This window comes from Peteryoungia rhizophila (assembly GCF_004912145.1).
GTDB lineage: Bacteria > Pseudomonadota > Alphaproteobacteria > Rhizobiales > Rhizobiaceae > Allorhizobium > Allorhizobium rhizophilum.
In genome coordinates, this window is the sequence record NZ_STGT01000002.1 from 286,915 (window position 1) to 312,726 (window position 25,812).

Below are 25,812 nucleotides of genomic sequence, written 5' to 3' on the forward strand. Positions count from 1 at the left end.
GGATCGAAATGCGTGAATGACCTCGACCAGGACCGCTACCGGGCACCGGCGCTCGACAAAGGGCTCGATATCATCGAGCTACTGGCCGGCGTCGATGGCGGCTTAAGCCAGGCAGAGATTGCCAAGAAGCTCGACCGCAGCCCCAACGAGTTCTACCGGATGCTCGACCGACTGGTGAAGCGCGGCTATGTCGCGCGGCTCGATGGCGACCGCTATGTTCTGACGCTCAAGCTCTTCGGCCTTGCCCAGCTGCACGCGCCGACGCGGCGGCTGGCGTCGCTGGCCATGCCCCTGATGCGGGAGCTGGCCGAGATCACCCGACAGGAGAACCACATCGTCGTCTACGACCGGGGCCATCCCGTCGTCATCGCGCAGCTGGAGGCGCCAGGTTATTGGGGTATCTCGATCCGTGTCGGTTCGCGCATGGGGCTTTTCGACACCGGCTCCGGCCATGTGCTGCTTGCCTTTCGCAGCCCCGAGGTGCGTGCGATGATGGTCGCGGAGCATGTCGCGAGCGGCGGGCCGGATGGGCGCATGACGGCGGATTTCATCGCCAGGCTGGAACAGATCCGGGCCCGCGGATACGAGATGATGCCCAGTGCCCAGACAGCCGGCGTCATCAACCTCTCGGCGCCGATCGTCGGTGCCGACGGCGAGTCCTTAGGCGCGCTCACCGTGCCTTACATCACCATCATCAACGCGCCCGAGGCGCCTGACATCACCCGCACCATCGAGGCGCTGACGGAGACGGCACGGCATATTTCGGAGCTCGCTGGGGCCGGTCTTGGCGCAGACACCATCGATACCAACTAGATTCCACGGCCTCGGGAGGGCCCGCCATGATCATCGATACCCATCTGCATCTCATCTATCGCGACCGCCTCAGCTATCCCTGGCTGAGGGAGGTGCCCGCGCTGGATGCCGACTTCACCTGGGAGGCCTATTCGCGGGAAGCAAAGAGGCTCGGAATTTCTTCCGTCCTGCATATGGAGGTGGATGTTGCGCCCGAGGACATTCCCGCCGAAACCGAGATGGTTCAGGAACTATCGCGGACGCCGGACAGCCTCATCCGCGGCGTCATCGCCTCCTGCCGCCCCGAAGACCGGGGCTTTGCCGCCTATCTCGAAGCGCAGCGTGCCAATCCCTTCGTGAAGGGCTTTCGCCGTGTGCTGCATGTCGTGCCCGACGATGTCTCGGAAGGCGCGCTTTTCCGGGAGAATGTGAAGCGGCTCTCCGGTACGGGCCTTACCTTCGATCTCTGCATGTTGCCGCATCAGATCGACAAGGCGAAGGCACTCGTCGATCTCGCGCCCGACGTTACCTTCATCCTCGACCATTGCGGGGTGCCCGACATCAAGGGGCATGGCTACGACACTTGGAAGACCGGCATCAGCGAGATCGCCAGGCGAGACAATGTTCGAGTGAAGATCTCGGGCATCCCAGCCTATGGCGATCTCGATAACTGGACTCTCGACGACCTGAAGCCCTATTTCGAGCATGTCATCTCCGCCTTTGGCTTCGACCGCGCCATCTGGGGATCCGACTGGCCGGTCTGCACGCTGGGCGGCGGGCTTTCCACATGGGTTGCGACGACGCAGGCGCTGCTTCATGGCTGCACGGCGGAGGAAAAAGACAAGCTGTTCTCCGGGAATGCCAGGCACATCTGGCAGCTCGGTTAGCGCGCCCTGTCGCGCTCGGCGAGCAGGCGGCGGAGGTAGCCGCGCATAGCTGTTATCAGGGCTTCGATGTCGTCGTTCGAGGCGGAGAGATCCTGCAGCGCATAGCTCTGCAGGATGATCCCGTCGATGCCGATCAGCATCTGGCGGGCAACCGCCCTGCCGATCCGGCGCAGCTCTTCATTTCTGTCGTCCTCGAATACGAGGTGGCCGTAGAAATCGATATAGGCATTGTACTGGCGTGCCGCGAGCCATTCGGAGCCCTTGGTACGCAAGGCATAGAGGGTCAGCTCCGTCTGGGCGATCTGCTTGTTGCGGGTGCGCTGGATGTAGCGCCAGCTCGCACGGATCAACGCTTCGACCCGATCCTCCGGCGCTCCCGGCAAGGCTACATCCTCGCGGTAGGCGGTCTCCATGTCGGAGATCAGGTCTTCCAGCACGGCCAGTAACAGGCTTTCCTTGCTGTCGAAGTAGTAGTGCAGCGTCGCCAGCTTCACACCAGCTGAGGCGGCGATGCGCCTCGTCGTCAGCGCTTCCATGCCGCCCTCTTCGAGGGCCTCGCGGGCGCCCTTGATGATGCGCACTCGGGTTTCCAGCCCCTTGCGCGTCGCCCCGGCAGGGCGGCCACGCCCCGTGGAGCCGGTCGGTTTTTCGATTGTCGTCTCCGCAGCTTCGCTCATCGGTCTCCTCCGGCTTCGAAGGTGACGCGGCCATCGCAGATGGTGAGAACGGGCGAAAGTGTTGCGATGTTCTCTGGCGCGGTCGCTTCGATGTCGCCGGAGATAACGACGATGTCTGCAAGATAGCCGGGTTTCAGCATGCCCTTGCGATCTTCCATGTATTCGACCCAGGCGCTGGTGCGGGTGTAGGCGGTGAGCGTTTCCTCCAGGCTGAGCCGATGGTCTGGCATATCCTCGGCCCAGGGCTGGCGTGTCATCGCGTCGCCGATGCAGCTCAGCGGCGGCAGTGGCGAGACCGGCCAGTCGGTGGCGAAGACGATCGTGGCACTGGCGTCTACCAAGGTCTTCCAGGCGAAAGCATAGGGCCAGCGTTCGCGGCCGATATAGGTGAGGTAGGGCTCGAGCGGCAACCCGGCGGAACCCGGCGGATGAGTGGGCTGCATGGAAGCAACCGTGCCCGTTTCCGCAAACCGCTCGATATCGTCTGGATGCACGACCTCGATGTGCTCGATACGGTTGCGCATGTCGTTGCGGCCATTGGTGCGGATCGAGGCCTCGTAGCCGTCGAGCACCATGCGGACTGCGCCATCACCGATCGCATGGACCGCGACCGGCAGGCCGAGGCGGTTTGCCTCGGTCGCGACAGCATTGAAAGAGTTAGATGAAAACAGCGGATCTCCCTTCCAGCCGGGCTTGTGAGCGTAGTCATCGACAAAGACAGCCGTCTCGCCCTCGGTCACGCCGTCCATGAACAGCTTGACGAAGTTGCAGCGCAGCTTGTCCGTGTCGAAGCGTGCCTTCCAGGCGGCGGCTTTCTCCTTCAGATCGGAGAGGGGCATGAAGTTCTTCATGTGGTAGGGCATGCGCACGCGAACGGCCAAGCCGTCTGTCTTCTCGATTTCATCCAGCATTTCCAGCTGGTAGAGGTTGCCGTCCATGTTCTGGAAGGAGGTAATGCCGAGTGAGGCGCAATAGGCGAGGCCCTTCTTCAAGACTTCGATGTCGCCGGCCCGTTCCTCCGCTGTCACATGGTCCGGCTCTCCCCCGGTGCCGACGCCCAGGCTCTCGCGTCCGCCCGTGACGCCCATCGAAGCGACCGGCCTGATCGCATTGGTTTCGCGCAGTTCGCCATTGGCCAGGCCGTCTTCGCCCATGACAATCTCGTTGCCTACGCCGACATCCTTGCCGTGGAGGATGCCGCCCATTTCGAGCGCCTTTGTGTTGGCCCAGGCTGTATGGTGATCGGGAGCAAGCATCAGGAACGGGCGATCGGCAATGATACGGTCGAGGTGATGGCGGGTGACGCGCTCGGTCTCCGACAGGATCGTATAATCGGCCGTCTGCGCGACCAGCAGTGGCAGGCGAGGATTGGCCGCCGCATAGTCTTTGACGGCTTTCGACAGCGCGTCGAAGCCTTTGACGCCGAAGAGCGACAGTTCGCCGAGCGAGACGGAGCCGCCGAAGATGTGCATATGGGCTTCGTTGAAGCCCGGCAGGACAGTGGCGCCGCCTGCATTCACGACGCGAGTCATGGGTCCGGCGAGGGCCAGGATCTCGGCATTGCCGCCTACGGCCATGATGCGGTTGCCGGTGAGCGCTATGGCCTCCGCGCGCGGGTGATCGTCGTCCATGGTCAGGATGCGGGCGTTGTGGATGACGATCTCGGCGCTCATGGTCTGGCTTCTCTCTTCAGGCCTGGAAGGTCACGCGGCCATCGCAGATGGTGACGGCGGGACGTACGGTGTCCATGATGTCTTCGGGTGCGACGGCTTCTATATCCCTGGTGAGGATCACGACGTCGGCGAGGTAGCCTGGCTTCAGCATTCCCTTGCGGTCTTCCATGAACTCCACCCATGCGCCGATCGCGGTATAGGCTTCGAGCGCCTCCATCAGCGAGAAGCGCTGGTCCTTCAGCCCCTCTTTCCAGGGCTTGCGGGTCAGCGCATCCTGGATGCATTGGAAGGGCGAAACGGGGGAGACCGGCCAGTCGGAGGCGAAGACGACGGGGGCGCCGGATTCCTTCATGGTGCGCCACGCATAGGCATAGTCCCAACGGTCCTCGCCGATCTTCGCCGTGGTCGGCTCTGCGGGGAAGCAGGTGCCGCCGGGATAGTGCACCGGCTGCATTGAGGCGACGATGCCGAGTTCGGCAAAGCGCGGAATATCGTCCGGATGGATGATCTCGATATGCTCGATGCGGTGGCGGTTGTCTTGCTTCCCGTTGGCCTTCAGGGCGGCTTCGTAACCGTCGATGGTCTGGCGGATCGCAGCACTGCCGATGGCGTGCACGGCCACCTGCAGGCCGAGTGCGTCGGCCTTCACGGCGATGGCATCGAAGGCTTCCGGCGTGAACAGCGGCTCATAGGTATAACCCGGCCGGTCGCCATAGCCATCCAGCATATAGGCTGTCTGGCTGTCGAGCACGCCGTCCATGAAGACCTTGACGAAATCGCCGCGCAGCATGTCGGTGGCGAATTCCTTTTTCCACTCGGCCGCCTTGTCGAGGTCTGACAGGGGCATGAAGTTCTTCATGTGAAATGGGATGCGAATGCGGCAGGTGAGTTCGCCCGCCATTTCCAAATCGCGCATCAGCCGCAGCTGGTAATGATTGCCGTCGAAGTTGTGGATCGAGGTGACGCCCCAGGAGGCGCAGTAGTCGAGGCCGGACTTCAGGATTGCGCGGTCGAGGGCGAATTGCTCGGGCGTGACGTTTTTCGGGTCCATGCCGGTCACCATGCCCAATTCTTCGCGGCCGCCGGTCGAGGCGAGTGCCGAGACTGGACCGAAGGCATTGCCTTCTCGCAGTTCGCCATTGGCGAGGCCGTCAGGCCCCATGACGATCTCGTTGCCGATGCCGACATCCTTGCCCTCCAGAATTCCGGCCTTCTTGAGCGCAGCCGTGTTGGCCCAGGCCGTGTGGTGGTCTGGCGCGAACATCATGAAGGGGCGATCGGGCAGGATCGCATCGAGATGATGACGGGTGCAGGGCTCGGTCAACGAAATGATCGAATAGTCGGCGGAAAAGCCCATCAGCAGCGGCTCATCGGGGTTCTTTTCCGCATAATCGAGGATGGCGGCCTTCAATGGCTCGAAGCCCTGGATGCCATGCAGGTTCAGCTGGCGCAGCGAAACGGAGCCCGGGAAGATGTGCATATGGGCTTCGTTGAAGCCCGGCATGACGGTTCCGCCCTTGGCGTCGATCACCGTCGTTGTCGGTCCCATCAAAGCGTCGATCTCTGATCGTGGGCCGACTGCGAGGATGTGGTTGCCGGCAAGGGCCACGGCGTCGGCGCGTGGGGCGGCGCCGTCCATGGTCAGAACGCGGCCGTTGGTGATGATGATGTCTGCGGTCGTTGCCATGCCGGGTTCAGTCCTCTGATGTCATGCGGTCCAGGCGCAAAGCGCGCGGAAAAAGGCGAAATTGTCGTGTTTCAGTTCGTCGTCTAGCGGGTTCGGCTGCGACGATAGCTTGACGACCACGGTCTCGGTGGACGGGTCCACATAGAGCCACTGGCCATGGATGCCGATTGCGCAGAAGGCACCATCAGGCTCACCCGACTGGTACCACTGGCTGCGATAGCGTCCGTTGGGGAAGAAGTTGGATTCGCCGTCCACCCAGGCCTTATGATCGCCCGCCGTCAGCATGTCCGTCAGCCAGGCTTGCGGGATGATGCGCTGTCCGTCGACCATGCCGCCGTTGCGCAGCATCTCGCCGACACGGGCGAGATCGCGGGCCGTCACGGAAATGCCGCCGGCCGCGCGGGCCGTGCCTTCGGCATCGACAGTCACGCTCGCATGGTGGCGGGCCCCGAGGGGCTTCCACAGGCGCTCGGACAGCGCCTCTGCGTAACGCTGGCCGGTCGCACGTTCGATCAGGATGCCGAGCAGATCGGAATTCGGCGAGGCGTAAAAGTGAGCGCCGCCATGTGGATGGGCGTCTTTCTTCAAAGTCAGCAGAAATGCGAGCAGTGTCTCATCCGGCTGGCTCTGATCGGCCGGGTTCCAGAGCGTGGCGCGGCGGTAGCGGGCATAGGCGCCGTCGGTGTTCAGATAAGCCTCGTCGAAGGCGAGGCTGACGCGCATGTCGAGCACGTCGCGGATGGTGCAGTCGCCATAGGCGGAGCCTGCCGCCTCGGGCAGGAGGCTGGTGACCGGGGCTTCCGGGTTGATCAGCCCTTCGGCTTCGAGGGACGCAATGACGAGAGCTGTCAGAGACTTGCTGATCGAAAAGACGATGTGACGCTGGTCGATGCCCGCATGCCGTGCATAGCGCTCGGCGACGATCTTGCCTGCCTTCATCAGCACGAAGGCGTCGGTATGCGCATAGTCGAGATAGGCGCCGACATCAGGCTGCCCGGCAAGACCCTCAGGTAGTGATTGGCGCAAGAGGTTGGAGACCACGGGCGCACCTTCGGTCACCTCGGCTCTCGCTGCGATCACGGTGCTCGGCACCACTTCTTCGGCATGCCCGAAGCTGAACCGGCTGAAAGGGGCCGTGCGCCAATTGGCTAGCGTCACGGCACTTCTCTCGAAACCATAGGCTTCGGCAAACTGCGTCGTCATCAGGGTATGCTCCTCCTACGGGAGGGCCATGGGCCCTCCCGTTTCGGTCATTTCGATTGTCGGATCGAGGTTACTTCTGAACTTCGGTCCAGATTCGGGTGTAGAGCTGCAGCACTTCCGGTTCGCAGCTCTTCAAGAATTCTCCAGCACTTTCGAATTCCGCCGGAATGACCAGTTCCGGCGCGTCCTTCATTTCTGGTACCATGAAGGCTTCCGAACCGGTGATGCCGTTTGCATACTTTGCAAAGTTGGAGATCATAGCGGCGTTTTCCGGGATCATGATGAAGTTCATGAACGCCTTGGCGTTGTCGACATTCTTGGCATCCTTCAGGATCGCGACGCTGTCCATGAACACCGGATAGCCTTCCTTGGGATAGCCGAACTTGACTTCCGGGTTCTGCAGGCGCGAGCGCATGATGGCGCCGTTCCAGTAGTAGACGCCGGCATAATCGCCGGTCGGCAGCTTGTCGGTGACGCTATAGTCCATGGCGAGCCACTTCGTCTTCGCTTCGACCAGCTTGTCGCGCACCTTCATGAGGACTTCCTTGTCCGTCGTGCACCAGTCGCCACCGAAATACTTGATGGTGGCGTAGAGCACGTCGTTCATTTCCGGTGCCACATTGATCTTTCCGACCAGCTCTTCCGGCGGATCGAGGAAGATCGCGGACGTGTTCACGTCACCCTTGTAGAACTTGGTGTTGACGCCGATGCCGGTCAGACCCCACTGCCACGGAACGGAATAGCGGCGGCCCGGATCCCAATCGACATCGACCCAGCGCGGGTCGACGTTCTTGAAGTTCTCCATCTGGTCGGGACGGGCTTCGAGCAGCAGATCTTCCTTGACCCAGATCGGGATGTAGTTGGCCGAGGGCACGACGATGTCGAAGCCGTGGCCGCCGGCACGAACCTTGGCGAGTGCGGTGTCGTTCGAGTCATAGTCGGTCACGGTGACCTTGACGTCGAATTGCTCCTCGAACTTCTTGATCAGTTCGGGGCTGGTATAGTCGCCCCAGTTGTAGATGTTGAGCTCGCCAGCGGCCGAGGCCGCGCCTGCGAAACTCAGCACCGAGATGGCGGCAATCGCCGTGGTCGTCATCCATTTCATTGTCATTCTCCGTTCCTCTCTTTTGGTTGCCGTTATGCTTGCGGCTTTCGCCGATTGATGAAGAAGAAGATCACGATCAGCACCGTCGAGGCGGCGAGGAAGATCGTCGCGATCGCGTTGATCTCCGGTGTCGTCTCGCGTCGGATCTGGCCGAGCATGTAGGTCGGAAGCGTATCCTGCCCGCCGGATTTGACGAATTCGGTGATGACCACATCATCCAGCGAAATGACGAAGGCGAGCATGAAGCCGGCGATGATGGCCGGGCGCAGCAGCGGCAGCGTCACGAAGCGGAAGGCTTGCCACGGCGTGGCGTAGAGGTCGGCGGCTGCACGCTCCAGCGTCAGGTCCATGCTTTCCAGTCGCGCCCGGATCGGCAGGTAGGCGAAGGGAATGCAAAAGGCCGTGTGGGCCATGATCAGGTAGCCGAGGCCGGAATAGCCGGTCCAGACCTTGATGCGGGAAAAGACGATCAGGAGCGCTACGGCGGTCACGATTTCCGGGATCATCAGCGGCTGGTTGATGACAGCATATTTTGCGGTCAGTCCGCGATAGGGCTCGGTTCGCGTGGTGGCGAGTGCCGCCATGGTGGCGGCGATCGTCGCAAGTCCCGCCGCCCAGAGCGCGATAATGATCGAGCGCATGGCGGCGGCCTGTACGGCGTTGTTGTCCAGGGCCGAGGCGAACCAGCGGAGGGAAAAGCCGCCCCAGGTCGACAGCGAGTCACTCGCGTTGAAGGCGTAGGCTACCAGCGTGGCGATCGGCAGGTAGAGCGCGAAGAAGGTGAAGAGCGCGATCAGGCCGAAGCCCGGCTGTGAGCGGATGTCGAAGCGACGTTCAGCCATGACGCACCCCCGATTTCGCGGCGTTGCGGACATAGAAGAGCAGGGCGATCATGACGAGCGCCATCAGCGTGATCGACATGGCAGCGCCCAGCGGCCAGTTGCGGCCGGCCCCGAACTGCAGCTCGATCAGGTTGCCCAGCATCAGGTTCTTGCCGCCGCCCAGCACGCGCGGGATGACATAGGCGCCGAGCGAGGGGATGAAGACCAGGATGGAACCGGCGATGAGGCCGGGCTTCACCAGGGGAATGACGATCCGCCAGAGCACCTGCAGGCGGTTGGCGTAGAGATCGTAACCCGCCTCCACCAGCCGGAAATCGAGCTTTTCGATCGACGCATAAAGCGGCAGCACCATCAGCGGCAGGTAGACATAGGTCATGCCAAGCAGGGTGGCCGTGTCGGTGTAGATAATCTGCAGCGGCGTATCGATAACGCCGAGCCAGATCAGCAGGTTGTTGAGAATGCCCTCGTTGCGGATGACCTGCTGCATGGCGAAGGTGCGGATGAGCAGGTTGGTCCAGAAGGGAATGGTGATCAGGAAGACCCAGATCTCGCGGGTTCGGGCCGGCCGTGTCGCAATGAAATAGGCGGTCGGGAAGCCGAGGATCAGGGTGAAGATCGTCGTGTAGAGCGAGAGCTTGATCGACCGCCAGAAGATTGCGAGATGGGCGTCGGCGATCCCGAGCGTGTCGTCGAAGATGTCGCGCTGCATGAAGACCGACGTCCAGCCTTCGAGCGAGAAGGTGCCGAACTTCACGTCGCCGTAGTCGCCCTTTTCCAGGAAGGAGTACAGCACCATGACAAGGAGAGGGCCGAGCGCTGCGACGAAGATGATCGTAAGCGCCGGGAGGCTCAGCAACCAGCGGTTCTTGATGTCGCGCGATCTGGCATTTTCGGGGGCCGTTTTCATCGCGCTCATGGTCAATCCCTCAGGATCTGCGCGACATCGTCGCTGACCAGGATGCCGACGGATTGGCCCTCCGTCCTGCCACAACTGCCGCTTCGACTGTTCTGCTGGCGGACGGTGAACAGCGATCCGCCTTCGAGCCGCACATTGATGTTCGTGTCCGTGCCCAGATAGACGACGCTTTCGATGACACCTTTCAAGGCCGCGGCCGTCGGCTCAACGATCTCGGCGTGCTCCGGCCGGATGACGATGGTCACCTTGCCTTTCGGCGTGGTGCCTTCCGGGAAGGTTGCCAGAATTTCGTGACCGGACCGTAGCCTGACGCTCGCCCGATCGCCCGCGACCGAGGCGACTTCGACTTCGAGGAAATTGGTCTCGCCGATGAAGTCCGCAACGAAGCGCTCGGCCGGGCGGTCGTAGATGTCCCAGGGCGAACCCACCTGGCGCAGGCTGCCCGTCGACATGACCGCGATGCGGTCCGACATGGTCAGCGCCTCTTCCTGGTCGTGGGTGACGAAAATGAAGGTGATGCCGGTCTCGGCCTGCACCCGCTTCAGCTCGATCTGCATTTCCTTGCGCAGCTTGTAATCCAGTGCCGACAGGGGCTCGTCGAGCAGCAGGACCTTCGGCTTGGGGGCCAGTGCCCGGGCGAGCGCCACGCGCTGCTGCTGGCCGCCAGAGATCTGGCTCACCTGGCGATCGCGCATCGAGGTCATGTGCACGAGGTCGAGCATCTCGGCGACGCGCGCCTCCACTTCGGCCTTCGGCTTACCGAGCATCTTGAGGCCGAAGCCGATATTGTCGGCGACCGTCATGTGCGGGAAGAGCGCATAGGACTGGAAGACGGTGTTGACCGGCCGCTTGAAGGGCGGGAGCGGCGCGATGTCCTCGCCGTGGAGGAGGATCTCGCCTGTCGTCGGGAAATCGAAGCCGGCGATCAAGCGCAGAAGGGTTGTCTTGCCGCAGCCGGACGGGCCGAGCAGCGTGAAGAACTCGTTTTCCCTGATGTCGAGGAAGATCCCGTCGAGTGCTTTGACCTTGTCGTGTCCGGTTCCGTAGATGCGGCTGACGCCGCGGATTTCGATGGCTGCCTTGTCAGATGCGGAACTCAAGCTGTGCCCCCTGGTTATGCGCAATAGGCTTCGTTCGACCCGGAGCCCGGCAGATGCTGCCGTTCCAGGGTTGGCGCAGATGGTATCACGCAAGTCACGTGCCAGCTCTTGGGCATGCTGATCTCTCCCCTTTGGCAAAGCGCGCAATGCCGCCTCGGAGAGCGCAATTGCTGGCTTTCGCCTGATTTCGTCGACGTTCCCGTGTTTCGGCGATGCGGTTCGACGAGACCCGCATCATCCTCTTTTGTGGCATGTTGCCTCTAATTTGGTCGTTTGACCATTTTTATTTTGGACGGTTTCGAAGATTTCCAGATCCGCATGGCAGGCCTGCATGAAGCGCTCGGCCCGAAGCTTGACAGGTCTCAATTAGGAACCCATCGTCGGCGCTTGCCCCACCTGAGCGCCCATCCCAACGGAGCCACGCGTGTCCGACCCGACCTCCTTGTCCCTGACCAATCTCCTGAAGGCCCTGAAAGGGCGCAGCCTGACGGCCGAAGAGGTCATGGTCTCCTGTCTCGACAGGATCGAACGGATCAATCCTGATATCAATGCTCTGGTGAGCCTTCGACCGAGAGAGGCGCTGATCGCCGAGGCGCGAGCCAGGGACGCGGAGGCAGGTCAGGATGTCGCCCGCTGCGCTTTGCATGGCGTCCCTGTTGCCATCAAGGATTTGAGTGAGGCCAAGGGCATCCTCTGTACCTATGGCTCGCCGCTGTTCCACGATTATGTGCCTGACTTCGACGATATCCAGGTGGAGCGGATCCGGGCTGCCGGCGCCATCATCATCGGCAAGACCAACACGCCGGAATGGGGCTTCGGTTCGCATAGCTACAACCCGGTCTTCGGTGCGACCCGCAATCCCTGGGACCTGAGCCGCTCGGCCGGCGGTTCGAGCGGCGGGGCGGGGGCGGCGCTTGCGGCGCGTCTCGTGCCGATCGCCGATGGCAGCGACATGATGGGCTCGCTGCGCAATCCGGCGGCTTTCAACAATGTCGTGGGCTTCCGGCCGAGTTTCGGGCGCATCCCGGCACTGCCCGGGCGCGACGCCTATCTCAACCAGCTCGCGACGCTCGGGCCCATGGGGCGCTCGGTCGAGGATGTGGTCACACTCCTCAACGTCCAGTCCGGTTTCGATCCGCGCGATCCGGCCTCGTTCGAGAGCGGGCCGCTCAGCCTCGACCGGGACATTGCCAAAAAGCGCGGCCGCATCGGCTGGCTCGGCGATTTCGGCGGGCATCTGCCCTTCGAGCCGGGTGTGCTCGAGCTCAACGAGAAGGCGCTCGGCGTGTTCGAAGACATCGGCTACGCCGCAGAGCCTGTAAAAATCGACTTTGACATGGATCGCCTCTGGTGGGCCTGGACGACGCTGCGCAGTTTCTTCACCGCCGGAAGCATGCGGGATTACTACGAAGACCCCGGTCGGCGCGGCTCGCTGAAGCCGGAAATTCTCTATGAGGTCCGCTCGGGTCTGCGCATCAACGCTGCCGACGTCTACGAGGCCTCGGCGGTCCGGACGGCCTGGTATCAGGCTCTTCTGAAGGTTTTCGAGCGTTTCGATTATCTCGTCGCGCCCGCCGCGCAGGTTTTCCCCTTCGATGTGGATATTCCCTGGCCACGCGAGATCGCCGGCAGACACATGGACACCTATCATCGCTGGATGGAGGTGGTGATCGGACCGAGCATGGCAGGACTGCCGGTTGCAGCACTGCCGGCTGGCTTTTCCGCGCAGGGATTGTCGAACGGTTTCCAGTTGATCGGTCGCCCGAGGGCCGATGCCGCCGTTCTCTCCGTTGCTGCTGCTTACGAGGCGGCAACCGACTGGCTCACGCGTGTTCCAGCTCTGTCTTGAGGTCTTGCACGATAAATTGGCCGGCGACTTGAAGCGCGACATGATTTCGTCCAACGATTCCGAAAGAGTTTCGCTACGACGCCCCACCACTCCGTCCCGCCCGGCTTTGCCGCCGGGATAACATTTCTGGATCTGCCTATATGAATCTCGTTTTCGACGGCCACAATGACGTTCTCCTTCGCCTTTGGCGCAGCCGAAACGAGGGCCGCAATCCCGTGGCCGAATTCCGCAACGGGACCAGTGCCGGGCATATCGATGCGCCGCGGGCGAAACGCGGTGGGCTCGCCGGCGGGCTTTGCGCCATCTACATCCCGTCGCCGCATGACTTCACCCTGCGCGAGCCGGATGCGAACGGGCACTATGCCACGCCGCTCGATCCGCCACTCGAACGGGCCTCATCGCTCGACATCGCACTCGAAATGGCAGCGATCGCGCATCGCCTCGATCAGGACGGCAGCTGGCGGCTTTGCCACACTACAACGGAGATCCGCGAGGCCATGACGGACGGCGTCTTCGCGGCCGTCCTGCATATGGAGGGGTGCGAGGCGATCGATGCCGATCTCGATACACTGGAGGTGTTCCATGCCGCCGGCCTTCGTTCGCTCGGCCCTGTCTGGAGCCGCAACAACATCTTCGGCCACGGCGTGCCCTTCGCCTATCCGAGTTCGCCTGACACGGGGCCGGGCCTGACGCGCGCCGGCGAAGAACTGGTGCGGGCCTGCAATCGCCTCGGCATTCTGATCGATCTCGCTCACCTGACCGAAAAGGGTTTTTGGGACGTCGAGCGCCTGAGTGACCAGCCCCTGATCGCAAGTCATTCCAACGTGCATGCACTGACGCCTGTCGCGCGCAATCTGACCGACCGGCAGATGGACGCGATCAAGGCGAGCCATGGGCTCGTGGGTCTCAACTACGCCGTCACGATGCTGCGGCCCGACGGGCGTGACGATGCCGAGACTTCGCTTGCGACCATGGTCAGCCATGTCGATTATCTCGTCGACCGTATGGGCATCGACTGCGTCGCCCTCGGCTCGGATTTCGACGGCGCCACCATACCGAACGTGATCGGTGATGCTGCTGGGAATCAGCGGCTCGTCACCGCGCTGAAGGATCGGGGCTACGGTCCTTCCGACCTCGACAAGATCTGCCGGGAGAACTGGCTCCGAGTGCTGGCCTCCGCCTGGCACGAGTAAGCGGGGAGGGGGCGCCTCGGTCATCAGCCGCGACGGATCCTCTCAGCCAAGCAGCTTCAGGCCGTCGTCGGCAATCACCTGTTCCTCGTCGGTCGCGATGACGCGGATCTTCACGCGGCTTTCCTCCCGAGAGATCACCGCCTCGTTGCGATCGTTCGCCTCGCCGTCGAGAAGGAGACCGAGGAATCGCAGGCGCTCGACGATGGAGCGGCGGATCGCCGGCTGGTTCTCGCCGATCCCGGCCGTGAAGACCAGCGTGTCCAAGCCACCGAGGGAGGCAGCGAGCCGCGCCACTTCGCCTGCGATGCGGAAGGTGAAGACGTCGAGCGCCTGACAGGCTTCCTTGGAAGGGGTCTCCAGCAGCACCCGGCTGTCGGCGCTGATCCCTGAGAGACCGAGCAGGCCCGACTGCTTGTAGATCAGTTCCTCGACTTGGCCGATGCTCAGCCCATGGGCTTCGATCAGGTGGAACAGCACGCCGGGATCGATCGCACCGGAGCGGGTGGCCATGGGCACGCCGTCAATGGTGGAAAAGCCCATGGAGGTGTCGCGGCTAGAGCCATGTTCCAGTGCGCAGAGGCTGGCACCCGAGCCGAGATGGGCAACGACCGCGCGGCCGCCTGCCGTCTGCGGTTCCAGCCCCTTCAAGGAGCCAGCGATGTAGGCGTAGGACAGGCCGTGGAAACCGTAGCGCTTCACCCCCTTGTCGAACCATGCGCGCGGGATGGCAAAGCGGCGGACGATATCGGACTGCGTGCGGTGGAAGGCGGTGTCGAAGGATGCCGTTTGCGGCATGCCGGGTTTTAGTTCGGCAATGGCGCGGATCAGGCGCAGATTTTGCGGCTGGTGCAGCGGCGCAAGCGTCACCAGGCTCTCTATGCCGGAAAGGCTCTTCTCGTCGATGAGGACGGCATCGGCGAAGAGGTCGCCGCCATGCACGACGCGATGGCCGACGGCGGTGACCGCGTCGAGGTCATAATGTTGACTGAGCCAGGCGAAGACCTCTTCCAGCACGTCGTGCAGCAGGTCGTCTGTCTTTGCGACAAGGGGCACGTCGAAGATCGATGGACCCTCCACCAGATGGAAGGTCAGCGGGTCCGCGCGGAAGTCGATGACGCCTTTCCCGATGCGTTTGGCATCCGTGGGCAAGCGAGCAAAAATTCCGATCTTCACCGTGGACGAGCCAGCATTGAAGGTCAGCAGCAGCTTCTGGCTCATGCCAGCGTCCCCAGCGCTGCCACGCGCTTGGCGGCAACGAGCTTTGCCAGTGCCGCGGATGCGATGCGGACGCGCAAGCTGTCGGAACGGCTGGTCAGGATGATCGGCACGCGGGCGCCGAGCACCAGGCCCGCGGCATCGGCATTGGCGAAATAGAGGAGCTGCTTGGCCAGCATGTTGCCGGCTTCGAGGTCCGGCACCAAGAGAATATCGGCGTCGCCCGCCACGGGCGAGATGATGCCCTTGGTACGGGCGGCTTCCCTGCTGATCGCATTGTCGAAGGCGAGCGGGCCGTCGACCCTGGCGCCCGTGATCTGTCCGCGGGCGGCCATGACGGTCAAGGCTGCTGCCTCCAGTGTGGCCGGCATCTTGTCGTTCACCGTTTCGACAGCGGCGAGCACGGCAACCTTGGGTTGCGGCACCCCCAGCATATGCATCAGGTCGATGGCGTTCTGGCAGATGTCGCGCTTGTGTTCCAGCGTCGGGGCGATGTTGATCGCGGCATCCGTCACGATCAGGAGTTTCGAATAGGCCGGCACATCCATGACATAGACGTGGCTGACGCGGCGTTCGGTTTTCAAGCCGGAACCGCTGGCAACGATCGCGCCGAGGAGTTCGTCGGAATGCAGGCTGCCTTTCATCACCGTGCCGACCTTGCCGGCGACGGCGAGTTCGACGGCGAGTGCTGCCGCGGCATGGCTGTGTTCGGTGTGGAGGATCTCGAAGCCGTCGATGGATATGCCGGCCTGTTCGGCCGCCGCGCGGATCTTCGCCTCGGGGCCGATCAGGATCGGGTCGAGCAGACCTTCGTCGCGGATCTCCACCGCAGCCTCGATCGCCTCCGGTGAGCAGGGATGCACGAGCGCCGTCTTTACCATGGGCAGGCTGCGGGCCTCGGCGACGATGGTATCGAAACGGTCATGGCGCTGCAGGGAGACACCAGGGGGCAGGTTCTCCGACCAGCTGATGCGCTCCTGAGGCGCCCGAACACGTGCCTTGCCGGCAAGCACTGGCTGGCCCTGCTGGTTGACGCAGCGGGTGTCGAAGACCAGCGTGCGGCCGTCGCTTTCCTTGGTCATCAGCGTGACGGTCGCGGTGATCCGGTCGCCGGTCGCGATGTCCTTCCAGAATTCCAGATCCTGGCCGAGATAGACGGTGCCCGGGCCGGGCAGGCGGGTGTCGAGCACCGCCGCGATCATGCCGGCCGGGATCAGCGACTGGCCGAGCGGCACGGGATTGTTGTCGCCTGACAGCGCCGCAAACAGCTCGATGTCGTCAGGCCCGATGGTGCGGGTCAGGCTCGCTGCGTCGCCGAGTTTCAGCTCGTCGAACATGCGGTTGGTGAGGACAGGTCTTTCCATGTCGCTTTCGTCTTCCATTGTCGAACCGTCCTCCCCCGATCCGTGTCATCCTGCGGCCGGTCTGCGTCATGCGCATGACCAACCTTGGCGGGCAATCTCTGCGGTGAAGAGTGGGCTGTCCTTGACTTGGGTCAAGGGAGGGAGCGGCCCCACCGATCCCGCCAGGCCGGTTGCGCGTCGGGATAGGGCAATGCCACCGCCTCATAGACCCCGCGCGCAATCGCGCGGGCCATGACCAATGTCGCCAGATGGCAGAGTTCGAGCAGGTCGGCCAGGCCATTGCTCGGCCGTTTCGCAGTGGATGCGGAGAAGAGCGTGTCGCCGTCCATAGGCAGATGCGCCGGCAGGACGGCGCGGGCGAGGCCGTCATGGGCCGAGAGCGACAGGCGGTGCAGTTCAGCTTTCGACAATGCGCAGTCGGTCACCACGGCGCCGATCGTCGTGGCTGTCAGCCTGAGCCCCTTGATGCGCATCGCCCGATCTTCTGCACTCACATTGCCAGGCTGGCCGAGCCCACCGAATTCGTCTCCCTCCTCGAAGGGCGCCGCCCAGAAATGCGGGCCGTCGCCCACGACCACAGAGCCCATGGCATTGACGGCGACCAGCGCTGCGATCGTGTGACCTGCGGACGAGACGGCGCTGGCAGAGCCGAGGCCTCCCTTGAAATTGGCTGTCGTCGCGCCCGTCCCCGCGCCGACGGTACCGAGCGGGAAGACGCCTTTTTCCGCATTGAAGAAGGCCTGGTAGCCGAGGTCGCGATAGGGCGCATGCAGGCCCCAGTCCTTATTCCCGCCGTTCAAGAGATCCATCAGGATCGCCTGCGGCACGATCGGAACGCGCATCGGGCCGACGGCAAAACCGCGCCCGGCCGCGCGCAGTCCCGATTGCACGCCGCCCGCCGCATCCAGCCCGAAGGCCGAGCCGCCCGAAAGCACGAAGGCATCCACCTGTTGTACCGTCATCGAGGGATCGAGCAGGCTCACATCCCGCCCGCCCGGCGCCCCGCCGAGCACCGTGCCTGACGCAGTTGCCGCTTCGTCGAAGAGGATTACGGTGACGCCGGAACCGAGGGTCAGATCGGTCGCATGGCCGACGGAGAGGCCGGCGACATCGGTTAGCAGATTGAGGGGAGCATGGGGCATGCGGCGTCTCCGTATCTGGTTACGGAAAGTGACTGTGGTCGCCGGTGATGGCAAGCGGATTGAGGCAATCGGCTGCATCTTCGCAATCCCGTCGATCCGATATCGGGGAGACAGTCGCGTCGTCGTCGTTAAGCGTCCCAGACTTTTCGATGTCCGGCGCCCGCCGACATGCAACTTTTCGGGCGCATTTCAACTTTAACGCAAAATGCATGTCGAACGGGCCGGGTGACGCGTAAGATGCGTCGCGGCGGTCCGGGGCTCAGGCTTAGTCCCTCGGCGCGCTACCGCAATGCCAGTGTCCAACCCATGAGCGAAAGACTTCATCCTTGACCGAGCAAGCCTACAAGCGGTTCCTCCGCCCCATCCAGCCCCTCAAGCACCATCTCACCCGCTTCGTTTCGGTTGCTGAACGGCGCGTCTGGCTGACGGCGCTGATCGCGGCACTCGTCACCTATTTCTTCTTCGAGCTGACGGGAGAGGTGTTGGAAGGCGAAACAAGGGCCTTCGACGAGGGCGTGCTGCTGATGCTGCGCGATGCCGCCGATCCGGCCATGCCGGCGGGCCCCTCCTGGCTCACCAAGATGATGGTGGATATCACCGCGCTTGGTGGCGTCACCGTGCTGACGCTGCTCGTCACGCTCGTCGTGGTCTATCTGGCGTTGCGCCGCAAGTTTCGCACCGCCGCCTTCGTCACAGTCTCGATCCTCGGTGGTTGGGGCCTGAGCAGTGCGATGAAGATCGGCATCGCAAGGCCACGACCCGAAGTCGTGCAGCATCTCGTGGAAGTCACGGATATGAGCTTTCCAAGCGGCCATGCCATGCTGTCTGCCATCACCTACCTGACGCTCGGCGCCATGCTGTCACGCATCGAGGAGACGCCTTCGCTGCGCTATTTCTTCCCGCTGGTCGCGGTCGTACTGACGCTCCTGATCGGCCTCAGCCGTGTCTATCTCGGCGTGCATTACCCGACCGACGTGCTCGGCGGCTGGGCGGCGGGGACTGTCTGGGCGTGCGGCAGCTGGTTCATGGCCAGGTGGATGCTCGGGCGGCCGAGCGGGCGCTAGGGCGCCCGCTGCTCATCTCTCAATGCTTCAACGCCTTCGGGTCAAGCGCATCGCGGATTGCATCGCCGATATAGTTCACGCTCAGCACCGTCAGCGAGATCGCCAGGCCGGGCCAAATGACGCGGGAGGGGTTGATCTGCAGGAAGTTGGCGCCGTCGAAGAGAAGGCGGCCCCAGGTGGGGAAGTCGGGCGGAAAGCCTAGCCCCAAGAACGAGAGCGCGGATTCGGTGATGATGGCGGTGGCGATGCCGAGCGTTGCCGAGACCATGATCGAGGACATCACGTTGGGCAGGATGTGCTTGATGATGATGCGGTGTTCGCGCATGCCGCTCGATTTGGCCGCCAGGATGAATTCCTGGCTCTTGATCGCCAGCACGTCGCCGCGGACGATGCGGGCGGTGTGCATCCAGCTGGTGATGCCGATGACGAAGACGATCAGGATGAAGATGCCGGTCTCCGGGCCGAAGGCGGCGCGTAGCGTGTCGCGGAAGAGCATGATGATAACGAGCAGCAGCGGCAGGAGCGGCAGCGCTAGGAAGAGGTCGGTCAAACGCATCAGTGGGCCGTCGAGCTTGCGGGAATAGCCCGAGAGCACGCCGATCAGGGTGCCGACGAGGAGCGCAAGGGCCATGGCCGTCATGCCGACGGCGAGCGAGATCTGGCCGCCGGCCAAAACCTGGGCCAGCATGTCCTTGCCGAGATTGTCGGTGCCGAATGGATGCGCCCAAGAGGGGCCCTGGTTCTTGGCGCGGATGTCGATCTTGTTCGGGTCGATCGTGTGAATGTATGGACCGATGAAGACGGCGGCGACGATGAAGACGAAAACGATCAGGCCGGCGACGCCGCCCGGATGGGCGCGGAACTGGCGCCAGAGCATGGGCCAGAAGGCGCCGCTCTGAGGCCTCGTCTGCGGCGTTGGCGTTGTTGCGATTGCAGCATCACTCATAGCGGATCCTCGGATCGAGTATGCCGTAGAGAACGTCGGCAATCAGGTTGAAGAGCACGATCAGGATCGCGAAGATGAAGGTCAGCGTCTGCACGAGCGGGATGTCGGCGCCCTGGATCGCCGTGATCAGCAGCTGTCCTAGGCCGTTCACGCGGAAGACCTGTTCGGTGATGATGGCGCCGGAGAAGATGGTGGGCACACCAAGCGCGATGACGGTAACAACCGGGATCAGGCTGTTGCGCAGGACATGCACGAGCAAGACGATCTTTTCCTTCACGCCCTTGGCACGCGCCGTGCGGACATAATCCATGTTCAGGTTGTCCAACATGGAGGCGCGCACGAAGCGGCTGATCTGCGAGACGTTGAACAGCGTGAGCACCAGCACGGGCAGGAACATCTGCTTCACCTGGAGCACGAAGCTCGACCAGCTGTCGACCACCAGGGTGGTGTCGTAGATCGACGGGAACCACTGCAGCCAGGAGGAGAAGACGACGATCAGCAGGACCCCGGTGAAGAAGGTCGGCACGGAATAGCCGACCATCGAGACGAAGGTGCCGATCTGGTCGAACCAGGAATACTGGCGGTAGGCGGAGATGACGCCGATCGGGATCGCGATCAGGACGCCGAAGAGATAGGAGAGGCCGACGACCCAGAGCGTCTGCGGAAGGCGCTGGACGATCAAGTCGACAACGGGGCTGCGCGTCGCCCAGGAGAGAACGCGCATGCGCTCGCCGGAGCCGACGGTCAGGCCGGTGATCTGTTCGAAGATGTTGAGCGGTTCATTGATGAAAAACTGCTGCAGCCATTTCATGTAGCGGATGAGGAAGGGCTGATCGAGGCCCATGGCGTCGCGGATCTGCTGGCGCACTTCCGGTGGAATGGTCAGCGGCAGGTCGCTTAAGGGGTCGCCCGGCGAAAGGTCGAGCAGGGCAAAAATAATGAAACTGATGGCCAGTAGCGTCGGGACTGCGAACAGCAGCCGCCGGACGGTGAAGGTAAACATCGGCTGGTCTCCAGACTGTCACTGAAAAATGCTGGCGCCGGGTCCGCCGATGAGGGCAGGCCCGGCGCCAGACGCATTACTTCGCGCGAGACCAGTCTGCGACGTTCCAGAGTTCGGAATCCCAGGCGTTCATCTTGACGCCGACGAGCGTGTTGTTGACAGCCGAAGGCTGGCCACGATGTATGAGCGGGATCTGGGCGACGTCGTTGGACAGCATGTCGTTCAACTGCTTGGCGATGGCGGCGCGATCTTCGAGCTTGCCTGTGGTGCCGAGCTGCTTGACGAGGGCGTCATATTCCGGGTTGCAATAGCGGACGATGTTCTCACCCTGCCAGCCGGAGGCCGGGCTCGGGATCTTGTCGCACATCCAGCCGGCCATGTACTTTTCCGGGTCGGTGCCGTCGAAGTTGTTGGTGTACATCTGTACGTCGGCCATGAACTTCTGGAACGTGTCCGGAGATGCCGGGTCGCCGCCGAAGAAGACGTTGGCGGAGATGTTGCGCAGTTCGACGGTGACGCCGATCTGGCTCCACATGTCCTTCAGAAGCGCCTGGGTGCCCTGGCGGACTGAGTTGGTCGAGGTCTGGAAGAGGAAGGAGAGCTTGACGCCGTCCTTTTCGCGCACACCGTCCGAGCCCATGACCCAGCCGGCGTCGTCCAGCAGCTTGTTCGCGCCTTCGATGTCCTGCGTCAGGCACCAGTCGACGGCGGTCGAGACATAGATATCCGGAGCGGGCAGGATGTTGCAGGTCGGCTGGCCGTTCGGGCCATAGCCGGCTTCGTCGATGATTTCACGGTCGATGGCGATCGAAAGCGCCCGGCGTACGGCCGGGTCGGAGAGGGCCGGATGCGGACCTGCTTCCTTTGTCGAGCGCGCGTCACCGAGCGAGGGATCGACGCCATAGGGGTTGAGGTCGATACGCTCGACCTGGGTGCCGAATGCGACCTCGATCTTGCCCTTGCCGGCGGACATCATCTGTTCGAGGATCTCCGGCTCGACCTGCATGTTCCAGGCATAGTCGAACTCGCCGGTTTCCAGAACCGAGCGGGCGGCAGAGGCCGCATCACCGCCACCCTTCAGGGTGACCGTGGCGAAGGCCGGCTTCGCGGCGTCGCGATAATTCGGGTTGGCTTCGAAGGTCACGACGTCGTTCGGCTTGAATTCCTTGACGACGAAAGGCCCGGTGCCGATCGGGCCGAAATTGGCCGAGGTGCATTCCGGTGCCTTGGCGCCGAGGCAATCCTTGAACTGGGCAGCCTGGATGATCGGTGCCTGCGCGCCGACAAATGCGCTGTAGGGATAGGGCTTGGCATCGGCAAAGGACACTTTGATGGTGGAGGCGTCGACCGCCTCGACATTGCTCACGCCTTCGTAATAGGCGCCCTGCGCGCAGCCGCCGTCCGGCGCCGTGCAGTATTTCCAGGTGAAGATCGCGTCTTCGGCGGTCACAGCCGAGCCATCGGACCATTTGAGGTCGGGCTTCAGCTTCCAGGTGATGCTTTTCAGGTCGGCGGAGACGCCGCCGTTCTCGACGGTCGGGATCTCGGTGGCCAGCATCGGCACGAGGTTGCCGGTTTCGTCATAGCGGGCCAGCGGCTCGATGACCATCGAGGCGCCGTAAACTTCCTTGGTGCCGCCGGACAGATACGGGTTCATCGTCGAGACGGCTTGCCAGAAGATGATCTTCAGGTCGCCGTCTGTGCCGCGCTCGGCCATGGCCGGTGCGCCTGTCAGCGCGAAGGCGGCAGCGGACGCCGCCAGCATCAGTTTGCGAGTATACATGTGCTCATTCCCCATTATTTTTGTTTGCAGGCATGATGGTGAACCGATCTGCCGGCCCGCGATGTGGCCAGCGCATTCGTCAAATGTCAATCACCTATCTTTTTGGTATTGCAGGAAAATTCGTCTCTGATTGCCGATTTCAGGAGTCGAGGCAAGCGTTCCCGAACAGCTATGCTTCTGTCGGGTTGGCTAAAATTTAGGCCATGTAAACACAAGCCTATTTTCCATGCAAGATGGAATTTTGCGGCTTGCCAAAGCTGCGCATCGCTGCACAGTATGCGCGAAATCCTGCGGGGAACAACGACAAAAAAAGAGGTCATTCATGCCAGTGCTCAACCGCGCCAGCGAACTTCAGCCAGAGGTCGCTGAGTGGCGCCGCCATCTGCATCAGAACCCGGAACTGCTGTTCGATGTGCATGGGACGGCCGCCTTCGTGGCGGAGAAACTCCAGGAATTCGGCTGCGATGTGGTAAAGACGGGCATCGGCCGCACCGGTGTGGTCGCGATCATCAAGGGCAATCGCGGCGACGGCCCGGTCTTCGGCTTTCGCGCCGACATGGATGCCCTGCCGATCCTCGAAATGTCGGGCAAGCCCTGGGCCTCCAAGACGCCTGGCAAGATGCATGCCTGCGGTCATGACGGTCACACCGCCATGCTGCTCGGTGCGGCGAAGTATCTGGCCGAGACACGCAATTTCCGGGGCTCGATCGCCGTCATTTTCCAGCCGGCCGAAGAGGGCGGCGGCGGTGCCCGCGAAATGGTCGCCGACGGCATGATGGAGACCTTCGGCATCAAGGAAGTCTACGGCATGCACAATCATCCGGGCATGGCGGTCGGCACATTTGCCACCCGCAAGGGTTCGGTGATGGCTGCCGCCGACCAGTTCGACATTGTCATCGAGGGCCGCAGCGGCCATGCCGCCCAGCCACACAAGAGCGTCGATCCCGTGCTCGCCGCCGCCCAGGTGGTCGTGGCGCTACAGTCGATCGCGTCCCGCGAGACCGATCCGCTGGGTTCCGTCGTCATCACCGTCACCAAGATCCATGGCGGCGATGCCTATAATGTCATTCCTGACGCCGTCACCCTGTCCGGGACCGTGCGCACGCTTCTGCCGGAGATGCGCGACATGGCGGAGACCCGCATCGGCGAGATCGCCACAGGCGTTGCCATGGCCATGGGCGCCAAGGCAACGCTTCGCTATCACCGCGGTTATCCCGTGACTATGAATCACGAAGCGGAAACCGAGTTCGCACTCGACATCATGCGCAAGGTGGCGGGCAACCATGCCGTCAGCGACACCTTTCCGCCGGCCATGGGCGCGGAAGACTTTTCCTACATGCTCGAAGCACGTCCGGGCTCCTTCGTCTTCATCGGCAATGGAAATACGGCCAACCTTCACAACTCGGCCTATGACTTCAACGACGAGGTCATCCCCTATGGCATCAGCTATTGGGTGACGCTCGCCGAAACGGCGCTCGCCGCCTGAACCGACGACCAGATCTCGACACACAAGAAAACAGGGGAACGGGATATGGCTGCGGTGGATCAGGGAAAAGATATGGGCGCAGAGCCGGTCCTGTCGGTACGGGGGCTGACGACCTCGTTCCGGATCGGGACCGAATGGCGGTCGGTGGTGCGCAACATGAACCTCGACATCGCGGCCGGCGAAACAGTCGCGATCGTCGGCGAATCGGGCTCGGGCAAGAGTGTGACCTCGCTGTCCATTATGCGGCTTCTGCCGCAACTGACGAGCCGCCTCGAAGGCAGCGTCAAGCTGGAGGGCCGCGAGCTTCTGACGCTCGACGGCGAGCAGATGCGCCAAGTGCGCGGCAACCAGATCTCGATGATCTTCCAGGAGCCCATGACCTCGCTCAATCCGATCTTCCCTATCGGCAAACAGATCGCGGAAGCGATCACGTGCCACCGCGACATCTCGAATGCCGAGGCCAAGGCAGAGGTGCTGCGGTTGCTCGACCGCGTGCGTATTCCAAACGCGAAGAACCGCTTCGATGAATATCCGCATCAGTTTTCCGGCGGGATGCGCCAGCGCGTGATGATCGCCATGGCGCTCGCCTCCCGGCCCAAACTCCTGATCGCCGACGAGCCGACGACGGCGCTCGACGTCACCATTCAGGGGCAGATCCTCGATCTCATCAAGACGCTGCAGGACGAGGAGGGCATGGCCGTCCTCTTCATCACCCATGACATGGGTGTCGTCGCCGAGGTTTCCGACCGGACGATCGTGATGTTCCGCGGCGAAGCGGTGGAAACCGGCACGACCGACGACATCTTCAATCGCGGCCATCATCCGTATACGCGGGCGCTTCTCTCGGCCGTGCCGAAGCTCGGCTCGATGGGCGGACGCGAACGTCCGATGCGCTTTCCCGTCATCGACATCAAGACCGGCGCCACCTTGATCCCTGAAGCCGAGACGGGGGTGCCCGAACATGGCAGCCGTCCACTGCTGGAGGTGAAGAACCTGACGACGCGCTTCGACATCCGCTCGGGCATTCTGGGTCGCAAGAGCGGTGCCGTTCATGCGGTGGAGAATGTCTCCTTCGATCTGAGGCCCGGCGAAACCCTGTCGCTGGTGGGCGAATCCGGTTGCGGAAAATCTACGACGGGCCGGTCGATCACGCGCCTCGTCGAGCCGACCTCCGGCCACATCGCCGTCGACGGATATGATGTCGGCCGGCTCGACCAGGCGGCGCTCAGAACGATGCGCCGCAGCATCCAGATGGTCTTCCAGGATCCCTTTGCGAGCCTCGATCCACGCATGAGCGTCGGGCATGCCGTCATGGAACCCTATGTCGAGCACAAGCTGGGTTCGAGAGCACAGGCGCGGGACAAGACTGCGGATCTCCTGGAGCGCGTCGGGCTCTCTGCCGACATGATGCCGCGTTACCCGCACGAGTTTTCCGGCGGCCAGCGCCAGCGTATCGCGATCGCCCGCTCCCTGATGCTAGATCCGAAGATCATCGTGGCGGACGAGGCCGTGTCGGCGCTCGACGTTTCGATCAAGGCGCAGGTCTGCAATCTGCTGCTCGATCTGCAGCAGAGCTTCAACCTCGCCTATCTGTTCATCAGCCACGACATGGCCGTCGTCGAGCGGGTCAGCCACCGGGTGGCTGTGATGTATCTCGGTGAAATAGTCGAGATCGGCCCGCGCCAGGCCGTGTTCGACAATCCACAGCATGCCTACACGAAGAAGCTGATGGCGGCGGTGCCGGTGCCGGATCCGGCGCGACGGAAGCTGAAGCGCAATCTTTCGACCGACGAGATCAAGAGCCCGATCCGGCCAGTGGGTTTCCAGCCGCCGGTGCGCGAGTATCGGCAGGTGGCCGAGGGGCATCTCGTTCAGATATAGCGTC

At 62.8% G+C, this 25,812-nt stretch carries 21 protein-coding genes; 7 read left to right on the top strand and 14 right to left on the bottom strand.

Annotation, left to right across the window (positions count from 1 at the left end; all coding sequences use genetic code 11):
• The first annotated feature begins 12 nt into the window (after window positions 1–12).
• The gene (locus E9677_RS07350; protein ID WP_136557456.1) at window positions 13–813 is read left to right on the top strand and encodes an IclR family transcriptional regulator; all 801 of its coding nucleotides are present in this window, start codon (window positions 13–15) and stop codon (window positions 811–813) included.
• A 26-nt stretch (window positions 814–839) separates the two neighbouring features.
• Window positions 840–1,679 carry an amidohydrolase family protein gene (locus E9677_RS07355; protein ID WP_136557457.1) on the top strand — a complete coding sequence of 280 codons (840 nt, stop codon included), beginning with the start codon at window positions 840–842 and terminating at the stop codon, window positions 1,677–1,679.
• Here E9677_RS07355 and E9677_RS07360 read toward each other — a convergent pair.
• The 8 genes from E9677_RS07360 to E9677_RS07395 all read right to left on the bottom strand — a co-directional run bounded on the left by E9677_RS07360 (window position 1,676) and on the right by E9677_RS07395 (window position 10,882).
• Window positions 1,676–2,356, bottom strand: a complete 681-nt coding sequence (locus E9677_RS07360; RefSeq protein WP_136557458.1) for a TetR/AcrR family transcriptional regulator — start codon at window positions 2,354–2,356, stop codon at window positions 1,676–1,678. The two genes, E9677_RS07355 and E9677_RS07360, sit on opposite strands and share 4 nt — an antisense overlap.
• Window positions 2,353–4,029, bottom strand: a complete 1,677-nt coding sequence (locus E9677_RS07365) for an amidohydrolase (protein ID WP_136557459.1) — start codon at window positions 4,027–4,029, stop codon at window positions 2,353–2,355. The genes E9677_RS07360 and E9677_RS07365 overlap by 4 nt, the downstream gene beginning before the upstream one ends.
• Window positions 4,030–4,045: 16 nt before the next feature.
• A complete protein-coding gene (locus E9677_RS07370) occupies window positions 4,046–5,716 on the bottom strand; it encodes an amidohydrolase (RefSeq protein ID WP_136557460.1) in 1,671 nt (556 codons plus the stop codon).
• 21 nt (window positions 5,717–5,737) lie between these two features.
• Complete coding sequence (locus E9677_RS07375; protein ID WP_136557461.1) at window positions 5,738–6,919, bottom strand: serine hydrolase domain-containing protein; 1,182 nt, start codon at window positions 6,917–6,919, stop codon at window positions 5,738–5,740.
• Between the two features lie 70 nt (window positions 6,920–6,989).
• The gene (locus tag E9677_RS07380) at window positions 6,990–8,024 is read right to left on the bottom strand and encodes an ABC transporter substrate-binding protein (RefSeq protein WP_136557462.1); all 1,035 of its coding nucleotides are present in this window, start codon (window positions 8,022–8,024) and stop codon (window positions 6,990–6,992) included.
• 32 nt (window positions 8,025–8,056) lie between these two features.
• The gene (locus E9677_RS07385; RefSeq protein ID WP_136557463.1) at window positions 8,057–8,866 is read right to left on the bottom strand and encodes an ABC transporter permease; all 810 of its coding nucleotides are present in this window, start codon (window positions 8,864–8,866) and stop codon (window positions 8,057–8,059) included.
• Window positions 8,859–9,773 carry an ABC transporter permease gene (locus tag E9677_RS07390; RefSeq protein WP_136558113.1) on the bottom strand — a complete coding sequence of 305 codons (915 nt, stop codon included), beginning with the start codon at window positions 9,771–9,773 and terminating at the stop codon, window positions 8,859–8,861. The genes E9677_RS07385 and E9677_RS07390 overlap by 8 nt, the downstream gene beginning before the upstream one ends.
• An 11-nt stretch (window positions 9,774–9,784) precedes the next feature.
• Window positions 9,785–10,882: an ABC transporter ATP-binding protein gene (locus tag E9677_RS07395; RefSeq protein WP_136557464.1), complete on the bottom strand. Its 1,098-nt coding sequence runs from the start codon at window positions 10,880–10,882 to the stop codon at window positions 9,785–9,787.
• Between the two features lie 424 nt (window positions 10,883–11,306).
• Between E9677_RS07395 and E9677_RS07400 the strand changes: the two genes are divergently transcribed.
• Together E9677_RS07400 and E9677_RS07405 are read left to right on the top strand one after the other, a co-directional pair.
• Window positions 11,307–12,731, top strand: coding sequence for an amidase (locus E9677_RS07400; protein ID WP_136557465.1), 1,425 nt, complete (start codon window positions 11,307–11,309; stop codon window positions 12,729–12,731).
• A gap of 140 nt (window positions 12,732–12,871) precedes the next feature.
• Window positions 12,872–13,924, top strand: a complete 1,053-nt coding sequence (locus E9677_RS07405; protein ID WP_136557466.1) for a dipeptidase — start codon at window positions 12,872–12,874, stop codon at window positions 13,922–13,924.
• Window positions 13,925–13,966: 42 nt separating this feature from the next.
• Here E9677_RS07405 and E9677_RS07410 read toward each other — a convergent pair whose 3' ends face one another.
• The 3 genes from E9677_RS07410 to E9677_RS07420 all read right to left on the bottom strand — a co-directional run bounded on the left by E9677_RS07410 (window position 13,967) and on the right by E9677_RS07420 (window position 17,645).
• On the bottom strand, window positions 13,967–15,142 hold the full coding sequence (locus E9677_RS07410; RefSeq protein ID WP_136557467.1) for an acetate/propionate family kinase: 1,176 nt from the start codon (window positions 15,140–15,142) through the stop codon (window positions 13,967–13,969).
• Window positions 15,139–16,503: a bifunctional enoyl-CoA hydratase/phosphate acetyltransferase gene (locus E9677_RS07415; RefSeq protein WP_136557468.1), complete on the bottom strand. Its 1,365-nt coding sequence runs from the start codon at window positions 16,501–16,503 to the stop codon at window positions 15,139–15,141. The genes E9677_RS07410 and E9677_RS07415 overlap by 4 nt, the downstream gene beginning before the upstream one ends.
• Before the next feature lie 131 nt (window positions 16,504–16,634).
• Window positions 16,635–17,645 carry a P1 family peptidase gene (locus E9677_RS07420; RefSeq protein WP_136557469.1) on the bottom strand — a complete coding sequence of 337 codons (1,011 nt, stop codon included), beginning with the start codon at window positions 17,643–17,645 and terminating at the stop codon, window positions 16,635–16,637.
• Window positions 17,646–18,007: 362 nt separating this feature from the next.
• Here E9677_RS07420 and E9677_RS07425 point away from each other — a divergent pair, with 362 nt between their 5' ends.
• Complete coding sequence (locus E9677_RS07425) at window positions 18,008–18,709, top strand: phosphatase PAP2 family protein (RefSeq protein ID WP_136558114.1); 702 nt, start codon at window positions 18,008–18,010, stop codon at window positions 18,707–18,709.
• 19 nt (window positions 18,710–18,728) lie between these two features.
• Here the strand turns inward: E9677_RS07425 and E9677_RS07430 are convergent, their stop codons facing one another.
• The 3 genes from E9677_RS07430 to E9677_RS07440 all read right to left on the bottom strand — a co-directional run bounded on the left by E9677_RS07430 (window position 18,729) and on the right by E9677_RS07440 (window position 22,441).
• Complete coding sequence (locus tag E9677_RS07430; RefSeq protein WP_136557470.1) at window positions 18,729–19,655, bottom strand: ABC transporter permease; 927 nt, start codon at window positions 19,653–19,655, stop codon at window positions 18,729–18,731.
• A complete protein-coding gene (locus tag E9677_RS07435; RefSeq protein ID WP_136557471.1) occupies window positions 19,648–20,658 on the bottom strand; it encodes an ABC transporter permease in 1,011 nt (336 codons plus the stop codon). The genes E9677_RS07430 and E9677_RS07435 overlap by 8 nt, the downstream gene beginning before the upstream one ends.
• A 76-nt stretch (window positions 20,659–20,734) precedes the next feature.
• A complete protein-coding gene (locus E9677_RS07440; protein WP_136557472.1) occupies window positions 20,735–22,441 on the bottom strand; it encodes a peptide ABC transporter substrate-binding protein in 1,707 nt (568 codons plus the stop codon).
• Window positions 22,442–22,763: 322 nt separating this feature from the next.
• Here E9677_RS07440 and E9677_RS07445 point away from each other — a divergent pair, with 322 nt between their 5' ends.
• Window positions 22,764–23,927, top strand: coding sequence for a M20 aminoacylase family protein (locus tag E9677_RS07445; protein WP_136557473.1), 1,164 nt, complete (start codon window positions 22,764–22,766; stop codon window positions 23,925–23,927).
• A gap of 45 nt (window positions 23,928–23,972) precedes the next feature.
• Window positions 23,973–25,808: an ABC transporter ATP-binding protein gene (locus E9677_RS07450; protein WP_136557474.1), complete on the top strand. Its 1,836-nt coding sequence runs from the start codon at window positions 23,973–23,975 to the stop codon at window positions 25,806–25,808.
• Window positions 25,809–25,812 lie beyond the last annotated feature (4 nt).

Bases quoted from the DNA above. Each gene is read 5' to 3' on its own strand.
- E9677_RS07365 (WP_136557459.1), bottom strand. From the start codon at position 4,029: ATGAGCGCCGAGATCGTCATCCACAACGCCCGCATCCTGACCATGGAC.
- E9677_RS07370 (WP_136557460.1), bottom strand. From the start codon at position 5,716: ATGGCAACGACCGCAGACATCATCATCACCAACGGCCGCGTTCTGACC.
- E9677_RS07375 (WP_136557461.1), bottom strand. From the start codon at position 6,919: ATGACGACGCAGTTTGCCGAAGCCTATGGTTTCGAGAGAAGTGCCGTG.
- E9677_RS07430 (WP_136557470.1), bottom strand. From the start codon at position 19,655: ATGAGTGATGCTGCAATCGCAACAACGCCAACGCCGCAGACGAGGCCT.
- E9677_RS07445 (WP_136557473.1), top strand. From the start codon at position 22,764: ATGCCAGTGCTCAACCGCGCCAGCGAACTTCAGCCAGAGGTCGCTGAG.
- E9677_RS07420 (WP_136557469.1), bottom strand. From the start codon at position 17,645: ATGCCCCATGCTCCCCTCAATCTGCTAACCGATGTCGCCGGCCTCTCC.
- E9677_RS07390 (WP_136558113.1), bottom strand. From the start codon at position 9,773: ATGAAAACGGCCCCCGAAAATGCCAGATCGCGCGACATCAAGAACCGC.
- E9677_RS07360 (WP_136557458.1), bottom strand. From the start codon at position 2,356: ATGAGCGAAGCTGCGGAGACGACAATCGAAAAACCGACCGGCTCCACG.
- E9677_RS07450 (WP_136557474.1), top strand. From the start codon at position 23,973: ATGGCTGCGGTGGATCAGGGAAAAGATATGGGCGCAGAGCCGGTCCTG.
- E9677_RS07440 (WP_136557472.1), bottom strand. From the start codon at position 22,441: ATGTATACTCGCAAACTGATGCTGGCGGCGTCCGCTGCCGCCTTCGCG.
- E9677_RS07405 (WP_136557466.1), top strand. From the start codon at position 12,872: ATGAATCTCGTTTTCGACGGCCACAATGACGTTCTCCTTCGCCTTTGG.
- E9677_RS07415 (WP_136557468.1), bottom strand. From the start codon at position 16,503: ATGGAAAGACCTGTCCTCACCAACCGCATGTTCGACGAGCTGAAACTC.
- E9677_RS07380 (WP_136557462.1), bottom strand. From the start codon at position 8,024: ATGAAATGGATGACGACCACGGCGATTGCCGCCATCTCGGTGCTGAGT.
- E9677_RS07410 (WP_136557467.1), bottom strand. From the start codon at position 15,142: ATGAGCCAGAAGCTGCTGCTGACCTTCAATGCTGGCTCGTCCACGGTG.
- E9677_RS07355 (WP_136557457.1), top strand. From the start codon at position 840: ATGATCATCGATACCCATCTGCATCTCATCTATCGCGACCGCCTCAGC.
- E9677_RS07385 (WP_136557463.1), bottom strand. From the start codon at position 8,866: ATGGCTGAACGTCGCTTCGACATCCGCTCACAGCCGGGCTTCGGCCTG.
- E9677_RS07435 (WP_136557471.1), bottom strand. From the start codon at position 20,658: ATGTTTACCTTCACCGTCCGGCGGCTGCTGTTCGCAGTCCCGACGCTA.